The 16,894-nt window shown below is 73.0% G+C and carries 5 protein-coding genes; 3 read left to right on the top strand and 2 right to left on the bottom strand.

The genetic code is table 11. The features are described 5' to 3' along the window. Positions 1–49: 49 nt before the first annotated feature. Both G3I78_RS08390 and G3I78_RS08385 read right to left on the bottom strand, forming a co-directional pair. Complete coding sequence (locus tag G3I78_RS08390; protein WP_164422196.1) at positions 50–1,567, bottom strand: class I SAM-dependent methyltransferase; 1,518 nt, start codon at positions 1,565–1,567, stop codon at positions 50–52. Between the two features lie 124 nt (positions 1,568–1,691). After that, positions 1,692–2,489: a hypothetical protein gene (locus G3I78_RS08385; RefSeq protein ID WP_164422195.1), complete on the bottom strand. Its 798-nt coding sequence runs from the start codon at positions 2,487–2,489 to the stop codon at positions 1,692–1,694. Between the two features lie 505 nt (positions 2,490–2,994). Between G3I78_RS08385 and G3I78_RS08380 the strand changes: the two genes are divergently transcribed. The 3 genes from G3I78_RS08380 (at position 2,995) to G3I78_RS51815 (ending at position 16,815) form a co-directional block, all read left to right on the top strand. Next, positions 2,995–3,813: an ABC transporter ATP-binding protein gene (locus G3I78_RS08380; RefSeq protein ID WP_164422194.1), complete on the top strand. Its 819-nt coding sequence runs from the start codon at positions 2,995–2,997 to the stop codon at positions 3,811–3,813. Next, entirely contained in the window at positions 3,798–5,357 is a 1,560-nt protein-coding gene (locus tag G3I78_RS08375; RefSeq protein ID WP_164422193.1) for a hypothetical protein, read from the top strand. The genes G3I78_RS08380 and G3I78_RS08375 overlap by 16 nt, the downstream gene beginning before the upstream one ends. Before the next feature lie 388 nt (positions 5,358–5,745). After that, positions 5,746–16,815, top strand: coding sequence for a type I polyketide synthase (locus G3I78_RS51815; protein WP_239157704.1), 11,070 nt, complete (start codon positions 5,746–5,748; stop codon positions 16,813–16,815). The last annotated feature ends 79 nt before the right edge of the window (positions 16,816–16,894 follow it).

Raw genomic sequence — 16,894 nt, 5'->3', positions numbered from 1 at the left:
GTGTCGGGGCGGCTCGTGTCCGCGCTCGCCGCGGGTGCGGCCGGTGGGCTCAGTGCCGGCCGTCGGATTCGGCGACGAAGTCGTCGGGGAGCAGCGTGGCCGGCATCGTGGCGGCCAGTTCCGAGGCGAGCGCGGCCGTGAACGCGGCGGCCGCGGCGGACCGGGTCGGGTCGTTCGTGTACCGCGACACGTCCTCGGGCGACGGGTCCGCCGGACGGTAGGCCGCCACCGGTCCGTCCGTGCCGCCGGGCAGGACGAGGACGTCGAGCAGGTCGGGGGCGCCGGTCGACGCCCAGGTGAGCACGGCGACCCGGCCCAGGCGTTCGGCGAGCGCGTGGAACTCCTCCGGATCGGGAGCGTCCGGGGCGCCGTCCAGGGCGGCGACGATCCGGTCCCGGTCGGCCAGGGCCTCCAACAGCCGTGCGGCCTCGACCTCTTGGCGCAGCCGGGCGTTCGGAACCCCCGACACCCGTACCGGGCCCGGCAGGGCCGACAGCGCCTTCTCCAGCACCTCGATGTCCGCCACCTCCTCGCCCCAGCCGAGTTCGACCGGGTCGGTCCCTGCGGCCGGGGCCGCGAGAGGCGCGCGGTACAGCAGGGCGTCGTAGCGGTGCCGGCTCAGTTCGTTGTGGTGCACGGCACGCTTCACGCGCAGGTCGAGGGCGGCGCCGTCCTGGGAGGCGGCCAGGACGGCCGCGAACAGGTCCGGATCGACGGCCAGTTCACGCTCGGTGTACGCACTCAGCTCGACCGCGGCCCGAGCCCGGACAGGATCCACCGGCAGCTGGGGCGCCATCACAGCGGTGCGGAAGGCCGGCAGCGTCCGCAGATTGCGTACGTCCCCGATGAGGACGGCACCACCGGGGCGGACCAGATTGAGCGCGGCGGTCACCATGCCGGCGAGATAGCGGGCGTTGGGGAAGTACTGCACGACCGAGTTGCACACCACCACGTCGTAGTGCGACGCGGGCAGAGCGGAGAGGTCGTCGGCCCGGCCCACCAGCAGCTCGACCCGGTCACCCCACTCCACGTCCGCCACCTGGGCCCGGAGCCTGGCGATCGCGGTGGGGGAGAAGTCGGTGGCGGTGTACCGCTCGACGTGCGGGGCGATACCGGCCATCAACAGCCCGGTGCCGACGCCGATCTCCAGCACCCGGCGCGGCCGCAGCGACAGGACACGGTCCACGGTCGCGTCCCGCCACTCGCACATCTGGGACCGCTCGATGGGCGTGCCGTCGTAACTGCTGTGCCAGCCGACGAAGTCGTCCCCCAGACCGCCGGCCTGCGCCATGTCGCCGTAGACCCACTCGTAGATCCTGTTCCAGTCACCGACCCGCTTCTCCTCGGCCTCCGGAGCGGCGGGGGCGGCCGACGGGCCCTCGGGGACGACATGAGCGACCAGCCGGTCGGCGGCGCCGTTCCCGGAGGGGGAGCGGCGCACCTCCAGCCGGGCCCGTGCCACCCTCGGGTGCGCCTCGATCAGCCGCCGGGCCTCGTCGGTCCGGACCGTACGGCCCCGGATCTCGATCTCGGGCGACGGGCCGGATTCCATGGGTGATGCCGACATGCAGTACTCCTGGGCGCGAGCCGATCGGCCGGTGACCGGGGTGAGTTGAAGGGGACGTGTGCACGCTGGAGGCCGGGGACCGGGTCGGCGACCACGAGGGCACGGGCGGCGGCGGGAGAACCGGTCAGCCGAGCAGGTCCCGGACCGCCTCGGCGACCTCGGGACGGCCGAGCAGTTCGGCGTGGTCGACGTCGAAGCACAGCTCGCGGTCGGCGCGGACGTCCAGGTTGCCGGGCAGGTCGCTGGAGCGGACCACCGAGACGTCCGGGAGGCCGGTGACGACCGGCATCCGGCCGGCGGCCACGACGTAGTGGAGATAGCTGCGGAACCAGCCGACCAACTCCTCGGCCCGGTCCGCCCGCAGCCCCAGCCGCTCGAAGGCGGCCCAGCCGAACCTGCGGTAGATGTGGACGAACTCCTGCGCGAGCGCGGCCAGTTCGGGAATGTCCGCGACTGCCTGCTCGCCCTCGCGGTACGCGTCCGCCACGTCGTCCGGACCCAGTACCCCGGCCAGGGAGTCGACCACCGGCCGGAAGCCGTAGCGGAGCACCGTCTCGCCGTTGATGGCGGTCGGGTCGAACAGGACGACGGACGGGGTGTGCTGCCAGCCGCCCACCCGCTCGGCCAGCGAGAGGGCGAAGACGGAGGAGGCGCAGTAGCCGAACACATGCGACACGGTGACGCTCTGGGCCCGCAACTCGCCGGTCCAGCCCAGCAGATAGTCCTCCGCGGTCATCCCCTGCTCCTCGCCGGGGGGCGGCGCCAGGCTCTCCCAGACGGCATGCCCGGTCTTCAGACCGCGGGCCAGTGCGGCGAACGCCGCCTCCGGGCGACCGGTCGCGGTGAAGTCCACCGCGAGCACGACCGGCGCTCCGGCGTGCGGGTCGCCTTCGGTCACCCGCCAGGATCGGAGTTCGGCCATTTCTCGGTTTCCTTCTGATCGGACAGGGGTGGTCCGGGGGCACCTGGGTGCCGGGTCCCGCTCGTACCGTAGGCACGCCGCAGGAGCCGGCACACCCTTACCGTTCCCCCTACGCCCGCACACCGGCCCCCGCCGTCACCTCTGGGGCGGACCCCTGTGCGACCCCGGTCGGGCTTCGGAGAACCCCTGTTCAGGGGGTCTGAAGGCGCCTTCTGTCAGGGGAGAGCAATTTGTTCGTGTGCAGTCGGCAAGGACATCGGGACGGGCTTCTGCCGAGGTCGACGATGGTGGTACAGGTGAGATGCCGACGGTGGTCCGGTGTGCGAAGGTGCTCGTCCTGCGAGGGGCATTCGCGATATATCGTGTTCAGGCGCTCGTGCTCGGCGGAGGTCGCTTCGTTCCCACTGCCCGCTGTTGTCCCATGCCGCCGTCGGCCGTCGCACGCCGTCCCGACGGCGACAGCCCGCGAATTCCCCCCACAAGAGCGTCTGGAGACACGAACGCCATGTCGCACGCATCCCGAGGAGGCCGGGAGTCCACCCGCCTCGCTCCGGCCACCGTGGACGACGACCAGCCCGCACTGCAACTCACCGGTCTGTACAAGCAGTTCGGTGACCATGTGGCCGTCGATCACATCGACCTGACCGTACCCCGCGGCTCCTTCTTCGGCCTGGTCGGACCCAACGGCGCGGGCAAGACCACCTCGCTGTCCATGGCCGTCGGGCTGCTCCGTCCCGACGGCGGCTCGGCCAGCATCTTCGGCCACGACGTGTGGAGCGACCCCGTCGCCGCCAAGTCCCTGATCGGAGTGCTCCCGGACGGCATGGCCCTGCCCGACCGTCTCACCGGCCGCGAGGTGCTCACCTACCTCGGCCTGCTGCGCGGCATGTCCCGCGAGACGGTGGACGCCCGCGTGCAGGAACTGCTGGAGGTGCTGGAGCTGGACTCGGCGGAGTCCACCATGGTCGTCGACTACTCCACCGGCATGCGCAAGAAGATCACCCTCGCCACCGCGCTGCTGCACGGCCCCCGACTGCTCATCCTCGACGAGCCGTTCGAAGCCGTCGACCCGGTGTCCGCGGCCACCATCCGCACCATCCTCCAGCGCTTCGTCTCCGGCGGCGGCTCGGTGATCTTCTCCAGCCATGTCATGGCCGTGGTCGAGCGACTGTGCGACCACATCGCCGTCATCGCCAAGGGCCGGGTCGAGGCGGCCGGTTCCATCGACGACGTGCGCGGCAACCAGACCCTCGACGAGGCGTTCGTACACATCGTCGGCGCCCACACCGGCGGTGCGGAGGGACTGTCGTGGTTGGCGTCCTGATCGAGATGAAGCGGGCCATCGCCCGCGCCAAGGCCCGCGGCAAGGTCAAGTGGGGCCTGCTCGCCCTCGCCGTGTTCGCCCTCACCCTCGCGGTCGGCACCCTGCTCACCGGGTTCGCGCACTACTCCCACCCCGGCGCCGGCGGCGACGTACTGGCCATCCTCAGCCTGGGCTGGCTGATCGGCTGGGTCAGCGGCCCGGTGCTCGCCGGTGACGACAGCACCCTGCGCATGGACTACTTCAAGCTCCTGCCGATCCCGCCCCGCAAGCTCGCCTACGCCATGCTCGGGGCCGCGTTCGTCAACAGCTCGCTGCTGTTCAGCGGCATCGCCTTCCTCTCGCTCGTGGCCTACGGCGCCCAGTTCGGAGTCGCCGGCGCACTGATCGGCGCCGCGGCCGTGGTCCTCATGCTGGTGCTCGCCGTGGTCTCCTCCCAGGTCGCCATCGGCATCTTCGGCCCGGTCGTCTCCTCCCGGCGCGGCCGGGACTTCGGCGCGCTGCTCGCCGCACTGGTGATCACCATGCTGTCGCTGGCCTCCTCGCTGGTGCCGCTCGTGGCGTCCAAGCTCACCAAGGGCGACGCACCGGTGCTGGCGGCCGTGGTCCGGATCCTGCCCACCGGGTGGGGCGCGGTCGCCGTCGACGCCGTCCGCACCTCCGACTGGGGCATGGTCGCGCTGGCCCTGGGCGGACTCCTGCTGCTGATCGTCGTCCAGATCGCGATCTGGCCCGCCCTGCTGAGCCGCCGTCTCGTCATGTCCGCGGGCGGCAGCAGCAAGTCCAAGGCCAGGAACAAGCCGCACACCGCCCGCGCCGTCACCGGCTCCTCGCTGATCCCTGCCACTCCTCTCGGCGGCGTCATCGGCAAGGAACTGCGCCTGTACTCGCGGTCCATGCTGCGCTTCCTGTCCCTGCTGATCGCCTTGGTAGTGGGTCTGCTGGCTTGTCTCATCCCGGCGTTGAGCGGTGGCACGACGATGCTGCCGTTCGCGGGCCTCCTGTTCACCCTCATCGCGGGCGCCACCTGCACCAACCTGCACGGCGACGAAGGCTCCGCCCTGTGGCTGCTCCTGGTCACCCCGGGGGTCGAGCGAGCCGACATCCGCGGGCGGCAGTACGCCTGGCTGCTGATCGTCGCCCCGATCGGGCTGCTGCTCACGCTGGTGCTCACCGCGGTCAGCGGGCAGACCTGGGCCTGGCCCTGGGTGCTCGGCGGCGAACCGGCCCTTATCGGCGGGGCCGCGGGTCTGATCGTATGGACGTCCGTGCTGACCATGTTCCCGCTCGACGCGGGAGGCGCCCCCACCCCGGGACGGCAGGTCAAGGTCAACCTGCTGGTCCCGGTCATGGCGCTGACCACCGCTCCGCCACTGGTCCTGCTGATCCTCGGCACGGTCGGCGACAACACCGCGCTGACCTGGGCGGCCGTACCGGTCGGCATCCTCAGCGGTGTCCTGCTCTCCTGGGGCCTGGGCCGCGACTCCTACCGCCGCCTGGGCAAGCGCGGCCCCGAGCTGCTCTCCAAGGTGGCCAAGCCGGCCTAGCGACAGGTCTCGCGCCGATCCGGTCCCCCCCCCCGGCGCCGAAGGTGCCGTCCGGCTTCACGGGCGGCACCTTCGGGGTGTCTGGGGGTGCATGGTCGGTGTCTTCGGTGTCTTCGGTGTGTCCGGGGGTGCATGGTCGGTGCCTTCGATGTGCCCGGGGTCGCACGGCCGGTGCCTGACCCGCAGGTCGGCCGGGTGATCGATGGGGCGTCAGGGGGGCCGATAGGGGTGCTGTCCGCGCCGACCCCCTGCCTAGTGTGATCCGGGTCCGCACCGGAGCCAGGGGGCGGCTCCGTCGTCCGTGCGACCGCATCCCCGAGGCGCCGCACCGCAGGCCGTCGCCGTACCGCCACATCCGCATCGCGAGCGTCCAGCCACGGAGTCCACGATGACCACGTCCACCGAGCAGATCCTCGACGCGCTGCGGGCCTCGCTCAAGGAGACCGAACGGCTGCGCCGCACCAACAAGGCGCTCACCGAGGCCGCGCACGAGCCGATCGCGATCGTGGGCATGGCCTGCCGGCTGCCCGGCGGGGTGCGCGGCCCCGAGGACCTGTGGCGGCTGGTCGCCGACGGCACCGACGCGATCGGCCCGCTGCCCGCCGACCGTGGCTGGGACATCGACGCGCTGTACGACCCCGACCCCGACAAGCCGGGCACCTTCTACGTCGACCGGGGCGGCTTCATCGACGACGTCGCCGGCTTCGACGCCGACTTCTTCGGCATCTCGCCGCGCGAGGCCCTCGCCATGGACCCGCAGCAGCGGCTGCTCCTGGAGACCTCCTGGGAGGCCCTCGAACGCGCCGGCGTCGACCCGCACACCCTCGCCGGCACCAAGTCCGGCGTGTTCGTCGGCGCGGCCTTCCAGGGCTACGGCGGCGGCGGTCACCAGCCTCTGCCCGACGGCCTGGAGGGCTACCTCCTCACCGGCACCATCACCAGCGTCGCCTCCGGACGCGTCGCCTACACCCTCGGCCTCGAAGGCCCGGCGCTCACCGTGGAGACGGCCTGCTCCTCCTCGGCCGTCGCCCTGCACCTCGCCTGCCGCAGCCTCCGCCAGGGCGAGTGCGGGCTCGCGCTGGCCGGCGGAGTCTCGGTGCTCAGCACCCCGTGGTCGTTCATCGAGTTCAGCCGGCAGGGCGGCCTGGCCCGCGACGGCCGCTGCAAGGCCTTCTCCGCGGCTGCCGACGGCATCGGCTGGGCCGACGGCGTCGGCGTCCTCGTCCTGGAACGGCTGAGCGACGCCCAGCGCCTCGGCCACCGCGTACTGGCGGTGATCCGGGGCTCGGCCGCGAGCCAGGACGGCGCCTCCAACGGACTCGCCGCCCCCAGCGGCCCCGCCCAACAGCGCGTCATCCAGGAGGCGTTGACCGACGCCGGCCTCACCCCGGCCGACGTCGACGCCGTCGAGGCCCACGGCACCGGCACCACGCTCGGCGACCCGATCGAGGCCCACGCCCTGCTCGCCACCTACGGCCGGCACCGCTCCGGCGAGGAACCGCTGTGGCTCGGTTCGCTGAAATCCAACATCGGCCACAGCCAGACCGCCTCCGGCGTCGTGGGCGTCATCAAGTCCGTCCTCGCTCTGGAACACGGCGTCCTGCCCAAGACCCTGCACGTCGACGAGGTCTCACCGCACGTCGACTGGTCCGCAGGCGCCGTACGCCCGCTCGTCGAGGCCCGCACCTGGCCGGAGACCGGCCGACCCCGCCGTATCGGTGTCTCCTCCTTCGGCGTCAGCGGGACCAACGTCCACCTCCTGCTTGAACAGGCCCCCGAACCGGCCGCCTCCGAGCCCGAAACGCCCGACGTGCCAAGGCCGTTCACCACCGCCACCCCGGCCCCGTGGGTACTGTCCGGACACGGCGCGTCCGCTCTCGCCGCCCAGGCCGGCCGACTGGCGGACCTCGCTGAGACCGGCACCACCGACATCGCCGCCATCGGCCGCGCGCTCACCGGCCGGTCCACCTTCCCGGACCGCGCCGTCGTGTTCGGCGCGAGCACACGGGAACGCGTGACCGCGCTGCGTGAACTCGCCTCCGCGAGCACCGACCCCGCGAACTGCGCGATCGGATCGGCGTCCCTGCGGGATGTCGTGTTCGTGTTTCCGGGTCAGGGTGCGCAGTGGGTGGGGATGGGGCGTGAACTGCTCGCGTCCAGTGCGGTGTTCGCGGCGTCGATCGCGGAGTGTGAGGCGGCGCTGGCTCCGTATGTCGACTGGTCGCTGAGTGAAGTGTTGGATCAGGGCATTGGCCTTGATCAAGTGGACGTCGTCCAGCCGGTGTTGTGGGCGGTGATGGTGTCGTTGGCCGCGTTGTGGCGGTCGGTCGGTGTCGAGCCTGCTGCTGTGGTGGGTCATTCGCAGGGGGAGATTGCTGCTGCGTGTGTCGCGGGTGCTTTGTCGCTTGAGGATGGCGCGCGGGTGGTGGCCCTGCGGTCGAAGGCGATTCGGCGGCTGGCCGGGACCGGCGGGATGGTCTCGGTGTTCGCCGGTGCCGAGCGCGTCGAGTCCCTGCTTGTCGAGGGTGTGGGGATCGCTGCGGTCAATGGGCCTGCGTCGGTGGTGGTGTCCGGTGAGGCCGGTGCCTTGGACGTGTTCATGGCGGCCTGTGCCGAAGCAGGAGTCGAGGCCCGTCGCGTGGCTGTCGACTATGCCTCGCACTCGGTGATGGTCGAGGCGTTGGAGGGGGAGATCACCGAGTCGTTGGCCGGGGTGACGTCCCTGGCCCCGGGCGTGCCGATGCTGTCCACCTACTCGGGTGAGTGGGTCAAGGCCGGTGACTTGGACGCCGGTTACTGGTACTCCAACCTCCGTCACCGGGTCCGTCTCGCCGAGGCCGTCGTCGAACTCGCCTCCGCCGAGCACGAGTTGTTCGTCGAGGTCAGTCCGCACCCTGTACTCACCACCGCTGTCCAGGACTGCCTGGACGAACGTGGCGGTGGTGTCGCACTCGGCACCCTGCGCCGGGACCAGGGTGGCCCCGAGCGCTTCCTGGACTCCCTCGGACAGGCTTACGTCCACGGAGCCCAGGTCGACTGGGCAGCGCTGTACACCGGTACCGACGTGGAGCGGGTGGACCTGCCCACGTACGCCTTCCAGCGCCGCAGGTACTGGCTGGAGGGCTCGGGGCGGGGGCCCGCCGACGCCGCCGGGCTGGGGCTCGCGCCCGTCGGGCACCCGCTGCTGGCGGCGGCGACGAGCCTGGCCGACGATGACGGACTGGTGCTCACCGGCCGCCTCTCGACCCGTGCCCAGCCTTGGCTCGCCGACCACGCGGTGGCAGGAACCGTCCTGCTCCCCGGTACCGCCTTCGTCGAACTCGCCTTCCAGGCAGGAGACCTGACGGGTTGTGACCTGCTCGACGAGCTGACGCTGCACACCCCCCTGACCATCCCCGACCAGGGTGCCGTCCGCGTCCAGGTACGCGTCGCCGCCCCCGAACCGGCCACCGGCGCACGGGCGTTGACCATCCATGCCTGCCCTGACGTCATCGACGGCGACGCGGAGCAGGAGGCGCAGGGCGAGTGGACCCTGCACGCGACCGGCGTCCTGACCACCGGCGAACCCGTCGCAGTCTCCAGGGTCGCCGACGCGGATCAATGGTTGTCCGCCGACGCGGACCAATGGCCGCCCGCCGGCGCCGTACCGCTGGACGTCGACGACCTCTATCCGCGCCTCGACCGCGCGGGATACGGCTACGGCCCCGCCTTCCGAGGACTGCGCGCCGCCTGGCGCGCCGGTGACGAGATCTACGCCGAGGCCGCCCTGCCCGACGGACACAGCGACCAGGCCGCCCGCTACGGGCTGCATCCGGCCCTGCTGGACGCGGCGCTGCACGCGGCCGGGTTCGCAGGATTCCTGGAGACGGACAGCGGGGACAGCGGGCCGCGTCTGCCGTTCTCCTGGTCCGGGGTGACACTGTCCGCCGTGGGCGCGAAGGCGCTGCGGATACGGCTGGCCAGGACCGGCGACGACACCGTCGCCGTCACCCTCACCGACCCGGCGGGCGGCCCCGTGGCCGCCGTGGACGCCCTGGTCCTGCGGCCGGTCTCCGGCACCGCGCGGTCCACCGCGGCGGACGGGCTGCACCGGGTGGCCTGGACACCGGTCGAGCTGCCCGCCGACGCGCCCACCGCGCACTGGGCCGTCCTCGGCGACGACCCTCTCGGCATCGCCCCCGCCCTGGATCTGCCCCGTCTCGCGGACCGGGACGCCCTGGCCGCCCTCGACCCGGCCCCGCCCGTCGTCCTCACCTCCTGGCCCGTCCCCGACGGGCCGCCCCCGCAGGCGGCCCGCGCTCTGCTCGCCCGTGCCCTGGGCGACATACAGGACTGGCTGGCCGACGACCGCCTCACCGGCACCCGACTCGTCGTCGTCACCCGGGACGCCTGCCCGGCGGACGACTGGCAGGACACCGACCCGGTCACGTCCGCGCTGACCGGTCTGCTGAGCACCGCGCAGTCCGAACACCCGGACCGGCTGGTCCTCGTCGACACCGACGGGCATCCCGGCTCCTGGCAGGCGCTGCCCGGGTTCGTCGCGACCGAGGAGCCCCGGGGCGCGCTGCGCCGGGGCGAGGCCCGCGTACCCCGGCTGGCCCCTGCCGCCACCGCTGCCCCGCTGCCCGTGCCTGCCGACGCCCCGCTGTTCGTGCCCGCCCGGGCCCCGCTGTCCGTGCCCGATGGGACCCCCGCCTGGCGACTGGCCGTGGACACCCCCGGCACCCTCGACCACCTGGCCCTCGTGCCCTGGCCCACCGCCACGGCTCCCCTTGCCGAGGGCCAGGTGCGTATCGCCGTACGCGCCTGCGGCGTCAATTTCCGCGACCTCCTCATCACCCTCGGCATGTATCCCGGCCAGGCACTCCTCGGCAGCGAGGGAGCGGGCCGGATCGTCGAGGTCGGACCCGGTGTCACCGACCTCACCGTGGGGGACCGCGTCACCGGCATGCTCTTCGGCGGCTTCGGACCCCTCGCGGTGACCGACGCGCTGAAGGTGACCCGCGTCCCGGACAGCTGGACCTGGGAGAAGGCCGCGACCGTGCCGGTGGCCTTCACCACCGCCTGGTACGCCCTCGTGGACCTGGCCGCGCTCGCGCCCGGCGAGAAGGTCCTCGTCCACGCGGCCGCCGGCGGCGTCGGCATGGCCGCCGTGCAGATCGCCCGGCACCTCGGCGCGGAGGTGTACGCCACGGCCGGTCCGGCGAAGTGGGACACGCTGCGGGCGCTGGGCCTGGACGACGACCACATCGCGTCCTCCCGCGACACCGGGTTCGCGTCGGTGTTCCCGCGCATGGACGTCGTACTGAACTCCCTGGCCGGGGAGTTCGTGGACGCGTCGCTCTCGCTGCTCGGCGAGGACGGGCGGTTCGTCGAGATGGGCAAGACGGACCTCCGCGACGGCAGCCGACTCGGCGTGCGCTACCGGGCGTTCGAGACCGGCGAGAGCGGCGACGAACGCGTCCACGAGATCCTGGACCAGGTCGTCACCCTCATCGACGACGGCACCCTGCGCCCGCTGCCCCACCGCACCTGGGACGTGCGCCGGGCCCCCGACGCACTGCGGCACATCCAGCAGGCCCGGCACGTCGGCAAGGTCGTCCTCACCGTGCCGCGCGCCCTCGACATCGAGGGCACCGTCCTTGTCACCGGCGCCACCGGAACTCTCGGCGCCCTGGTTGCCCGGCACCTCGTCGCCGAGCACGGCGTACGGCACCTGCTGCTCACCAGCCGCTCCGGAACGGACGCCCCGGGCGCCGCCGACCTCCTCGCCGACCTCGCCCCGGCCGGTGCCGAGGCCACCCTCACCGCCTGCGACACCGCCGACCGTGAGGCCCTGCGCGCCCTGCTCGGTTCCGTGCCCGCCGACCGGCCCCTGACGGCCGTCGTCCACACCGCGGGCGTCCTCGACGACGGTGTGCTGTCCGCCCTCGACCCCGACCGCCTCGACACCGTCCTGCGGCCCAAGGCGGACGCGGCCTGGCATCTGCACGAACTGACGGCCCGTCAAGATCTGGCCGCCTTTGTGCTGTTCTCCTCCGCGGCCGGGGTCTTCGGCAACGCGGGTCAGGGCAACTACGCCGCCGCGAACACCTTCACCGACGCCCTCGCCCAGCACCGCCGCGCCCTCGGACTGCCGGCCACCTCACTCGCCTGGGGCCTGTGGGAGGAGCGCACCGGACTCACCGGGCACCTGGAAGCGGGCGACGTCGGCCGGATGCGCCGCACCGGCGTCACCGCCCTCGACTCCGCCCGCGGCCTCGCCCTGTTCGACGCCGCCCTCACCGCCGTACAGCCCCTGCTCGTGCCCATCGCCCTCGACCGGGCCGCACTGCGCCGCCAGGCCCGCTCCGGCAGCCTGCCCGCCCTGCTGCGCGGCCTGGTCCGCACCGCACCGGCCCGCAGGACGGCCGCCGACACCGCCGCTCCCGCCGACGCCGGGCACACCCTGGCCCAACGGCTCGCCGGAACCACCCCCGGCGAAGCGGACCGTGTCCTCGCCGACCTGGTCCGCGGCCACGCCGCGACCGTGCTCGGCCACGAGTCCGCCACCGCCGTCGACCTCGACCGGGCCTTCCGCGACCTCGGCTTCGACTCCCTCACCGCGGTGGAGCTGCGCAACCGCCTCTCCACCGCCACCGGACTGCGCCTGCCCGCGACCCTGGTCTTCGACCACCCCACCCCGCAGCGGCTCGCCTCCCACCTCCGCGAGACGCTGCTCGGCGATGTGACGGCCGTGCCGGACAAGGCCGTCGCGGCGACCGGCCCGGGCCGGGAGAGCGGCGAACCTCTCGCGATCGTCGCCATGAGCTGCCGTTTCCCCGGCGGTGTCGCCTCTCCCGAGGATCTGTGGCAGTTGCTCGCCGACGGCGGTGACGCCATCGGCGGCTTCCCCGACGACCGGGGCTGGGACCTGACCGGCCTCTACCACCCCGACCCCGACCACCCCGGCACCTGCTACACCCGGCACGGCGGATTCCTCCGCGACGTCGCCGAGTTCGACTCCTCCCTGTTCGGCATCTCGCCGCGCGAGGCCCTGGCCATGGACCCCCAGCAGCGGCTCCTCCTGGAGGTGACCTGGGAGGCGTTCGAACGCGCGGGCATCACCCCGAGCAGCGTCCGCGGCGAACAAGTCGGTGTCTACGTCGGCACCGGACCGTCCACCTACGGCGGCCCCCTGGACAACGCCCCCGACGGCCTCGAAGGCCACCTCATGACCGGCAACGCCACGAGCGTCGCCTCCGGGCGTCTCGCCTTCACCTTCGGTCTCGAAGGCCCGGCCGTCACGATCGACACCGCCTGCTCTGCCTCTCTGGTAGCCCTTCACATGGCCGTGGGCGCGCTGCGGTCCGGCGAGGTGTCGATGGCGTTGGCCGGCGGCGCGGCGGTGATGTCCACCCCCGGCGGCCTGATGGCGTTCAGCCGCCAGCGCGGGCTCGCGGCCGACGGGCGCAGCAAGGCCTTCTCCGCCGCGGCGGACGGCATGGGCATGGCCGAGGGCGTGGGCATGCTCCTCGTGGAGCGGCTGTCCGACGCCCGCAGGCGGGGCCATCCGGTCCTGGCGGTGGTCCGGGGCTCGGCCGTCAATCAGGACGGTGCCTCCAACGGGCTGACCGCTCCCAACGGGCCCTCCCAACAGCGTGTCATCCGGGCCGCGTTGGCCGATGCCGGCCTCACCCCGGGCGACGTGGACGCCGTCGAGGCCCACGGCACCGGAACCCCGTTGGGCGACCCCATCGAGGCCCAGGCACTCCTCGCCACCTACGGCGACCGCGGCGCCGACCAGGTTCCGGCACTGATCGGTTCGGTGAAGTCCAACATCGGGCACACGCAGGCCGCGGCGGGCGTGGCCGGTGTGATGAAGATGGTGCTGGCGCTACGAGCGGGCCGGTTGCCGCGCACCCTGCACGTGGACGAGCCGTCGGCGCACGTGGACTGGTCCGCCGGGTCCGTGGAGCTGCTGACGGAGGCCCGTGCCTGGCCCGAGGGGGACCGGGTGCGGCGCGCGGCCGTGTCGTCGTTCGGGATCAGCGGGACCAACGCGCACGTGATCCTGGAGCAGGCTCCGGACGGCGAACAGGCTCCGGACGACGAGCCCGCTCCGGCAGCGCCCGCGGCAGCCCCTGTCGTGGACCTCGGCGGTCTTGTGCCCTGGGTGGTGTCGGGGCGCGGCACGTCCGCGCTCGCCGGACAGGCCGGGCGGCTCGCCGGGTTCGCCACCGCCGACGTTGACATCGACGTGGTGGCGGCCGGACTGGTCACCGCACGCGAGGTGTTCGGGCACCGGGCCGTGCTGATGGGCCGGGACGCCACCGAACTCACCACAGCGGCACAGGCGTTGGCGGACGGCGCGGAGTCGCAGGGTGCCGTGACCGGTGAGGCCGTCGCCGGAGGCCGGGTGGTGTTCGTGTTCCCCGGCCAGGGCCCCCAGTGGGCGGGGATGGGACGCGAACTCCTCGTCTCCAGCCCCGTCTTCGCCGACTCCATCGCCCAGTGCGAGACCGCCCTCGCTCCTTACGTCGACTGGTCGCTGACGGACGTACTGGCCGGTGACGGCGGCGAGCTGGAACGGGCCGACGTCGTCCAGCCGGTGCTGTGGGCGGTGATGGTCTCCTTGGCCGCGGTTTGGCGTGCGGCGGGTGTCGAACCCGCCGCCGTGCTCGGGCACTCCCAGGGCGAGATGGCGGCCGCGTGCGTGTCCGGGGCGCTGTCCCTGGAGGACGGCGCCCGGGTCGTCGCGCTGCGTGCCAAGCCCATCATGCGGCTGGCCGGAACCGGCGGGCTGCTCCTGGTGTTCGCGCCCCTCGACCGCGTGGAGCCGCTGTTCACCGAGGGTATCGGCATCGCGGCGGTCAACGGACCGCGCTCGGTGGTCGTCTCCGGCAGCGAAGCGGCACTGGGCGAGTTCCTCACCGTCTGCACGGCAGCCGGTCTCCGGGCCCGCCGGGTCGCCATCGACTACGCCTCGCACTCACCGATGGTCGAGGAGGTCGAGGCGGAGATCATGGAAGCGCTGTCCGGACTGACCTCACAGGCGCCCGAGGTACCGATGCTCTCCACCTACACCGGCGAGTGGGTGCGGGCCGGCGATCTGGACGCCGCGTACTGGTACGGCAACCTCCGCCACCGCGTCCGCCTCGCCGAGACGATCGGTGAACTGGCGGACACCGGGCATGAGATGTTCATCGAGGTGAGCCCGCACCCGGTGCTGACACCGGCCGTGCAGGACTGCCTGGACGAGCGGGGCGGCGGTGTCGTCCTGGGCACGCTGCGCCGGGACCAGGGGGGCTCGGAGCGTCTGTTGAGGTCGTTGGCGGAGGCGTTCGTGCACGGCGCCCCGGTCGACTGGCCAACCCTCCTGCCCGCCGGCCCGGCCACCCCTGTCGACCTGCCGACCTACGCCTTCCAGCGCAGCCGCTACTGGCTGGAGTCCACCCGCCCCCGACCCGAAGCCGCCGACTGGCGCTACCGCGTGACCTGGCAGCGCGCGGCCGAGCCGCGGGGACTGTTCCAGGGCCGGTTGCTCGTGATCGCACCGCCCGCCGAAGTCACCGGTCAGGCAGGGGAGTTGGCGGCACTGCTGACGGACTCGGGCGCCGAGGTGGTGTGGCGCGAGACGGCCACGGACGACGTCCCGTCCTCGTACGCGGAGTTGCTCCGTGAGGCGGGTCCGGTAGCGGGCGTGCTGTCGCTGCTGGCCCTGGACACCGTGCCCGGTGAGACGGACGGCGTACCCCGGGGCCTCGCCGCGACGCTCGCCCTCGCCCGGGCGCTGGCCGCCGAGCGGCCCGGAACCCGCCTGTGGCTGGCCACCTCGGGCGCGGTGTGCACCGGCCCCGGGGACGAGTGCCCCGGCGATCCCGCGCAGGCACAGGTGTGGGCGCTCGGCCGCGTCTTCGGCCTGGAGCACCCCGAGAGCTGGGGTGGCCTGGTCGACCTGCCGCAGACCCCGGACGCGACAACCGGCCGTCACCTGGCGGCCGTACTGGCCGGTGGCCTGGGCGACGAGGACCAACTGGCCTTGCGCGGCAACGGTGTTCACGTACGACGACTCGCCCGCGCATCTCGTCCCGCGACGGATACGGCGACGGCTACGGGTACGGCTGTGGCGACGGTCGGCTGGCGTCCGCACGGCACGGTGTTGATCACCGGTGGTACGGGTGGCATCGGTGGTCAGGTGGCCCGGCGTCTGGCGCGTGAGGGTGCGGGGCGTCTGGTGCTGACGAGCCGTCGGGGTCTGGATGCGCCGGGTGCGCGTGAACTTGCCGGTGAGCTGGTGGAGTTGGGCGTCGAGGTGGTCGTAGAGGCGTGTGACGCGGCTGATCGTGAAGCACTGGAGGCCCTGGTGGACCGGGTGGAGAAGGAGGGCGATCCGATCACGGCTGTCTTCCATGCCGCCGGTCTCATCGACACCGTCCCCTTCGACCTCACGGAACCCTCCCACCTGGCCGCCGCGCACCGGGCCAAGGGGCTTGGTCTGCTGAACCTGGAGGAGGTGCTCGGCGACCGGCTGGAGGCGCTCGTGCTGTTCTCCTCCGGCTCCACCGTCTGGGGCAGCGCCGGGTCGGCCGCCTATGGCGCGGCCAACGCGTTTCTGGACGCGTTCGCGGAACACCGGCGCCGTACGACGGGCTTGCCGGTGACGTCGATCGCCTGGGGACTGTGGGGTGAGGTCGGCATGGGGCGGGGCGAGCCCACGGCGGAGCTGATCCGGCGCGGGGTGCGGCCGATGGAGCCGGAGCGGGCGGTGACGCTGATGCTGGAGGCGGTCGCGGCGGGAGAGACCACGCTGACCGCCGCCGACTTCGACTGGCCCGCCTTCCTGCCGCTGTTCACGGCACGACGCCCCAGCCCGCTGCTGAACGGCCTCGCCGAACAGCTCGGCACCCGGGACGGGGTCGGCATCTCCGAGCCGGATCGGCACACCGACACGGCCGGCGACCGGCTGCGGGAGCGACTCGCCGCACAGACCGCCACCGAACGCCGGGCCACGGTCCTGAGCCTCGTACGCGATCACGCGGCCGCCGCCCTCGGCCACGCGGACGCCGACTCCGTGGCGCCGGGCACCGCCTTCAAGGAGCTCGGGTTCGACTCGCTGACCGCGGTGGACCTGCGGAACCGGCTGGTCCGCGCCACCGGCCTGGCACTGCCCTCCACCCTGGTCTTCGACCATCCCAACGCCGGAGCACTCGCCGACCTCCTGCTGCCCGACCTCGTGGACGGTGAGACCGACCCCTGGCGAGACGTCCTCGCCGACCTCGACCGCCTGGAGGCGTCCGTGGTCTCCGCCACCGCCCCCACGGCCGAGGCCAGGGACGCGCTCGGCAACCGGCTGCGCACCCTCGTCGCCCAACTGGGCGGAGGCGGCCCCCGCACCGACGACGGCGCCGACGTCAGCGAGGCGACGACCGCCGACGAACTGCTCGCACTGATCGAGGACGAGTTCGGCACGGGCTGACGGCGGCCGCGCCGCCGTACCGGCTCCCGGACCGGCGGCGCCCGTGCCCCGGCACAGCTCCAGCACCCGCACCCGTGGA

The organism is Streptomyces sp. SID13726 (assembly GCF_010548375.1).
GTDB lineage: Bacteria > Actinomycetota > Actinomycetes > Streptomycetales > Streptomycetaceae > Streptomyces.
The sequence above is the reverse complement of the archived record's forward strand: the minus strand, read 5'-3'. Positions and strand labels throughout refer to the sequence as shown.

Excerpts from the sequence above, each read along its gene's own strand:
- G3I78_RS08380 (WP_164422194.1), top strand. The coding sequence starts at position 2,995 with ATGTCGCACGCATCCCGAGGAGGCCGGGAGTCCACCCGCCTCGCTCCG.
- G3I78_RS51815 (WP_239157704.1), top strand. The coding sequence starts at position 5,746 with ATGACCACGTCCACCGAGCAGATCCTCGACGCGCTGCGGGCCTCGCTC.
- G3I78_RS08385 (WP_164422195.1), bottom strand. The coding sequence starts at position 2,489 with ATGGCCGAACTCCGATCCTGGCGGGTGACCGAAGGCGACCCGCACGCC.
- G3I78_RS08390 (WP_164422196.1), bottom strand. The coding sequence starts at position 1,567 with ATGTCGGCATCACCCATGGAATCCGGCCCGTCGCCCGAGATCGAGATC.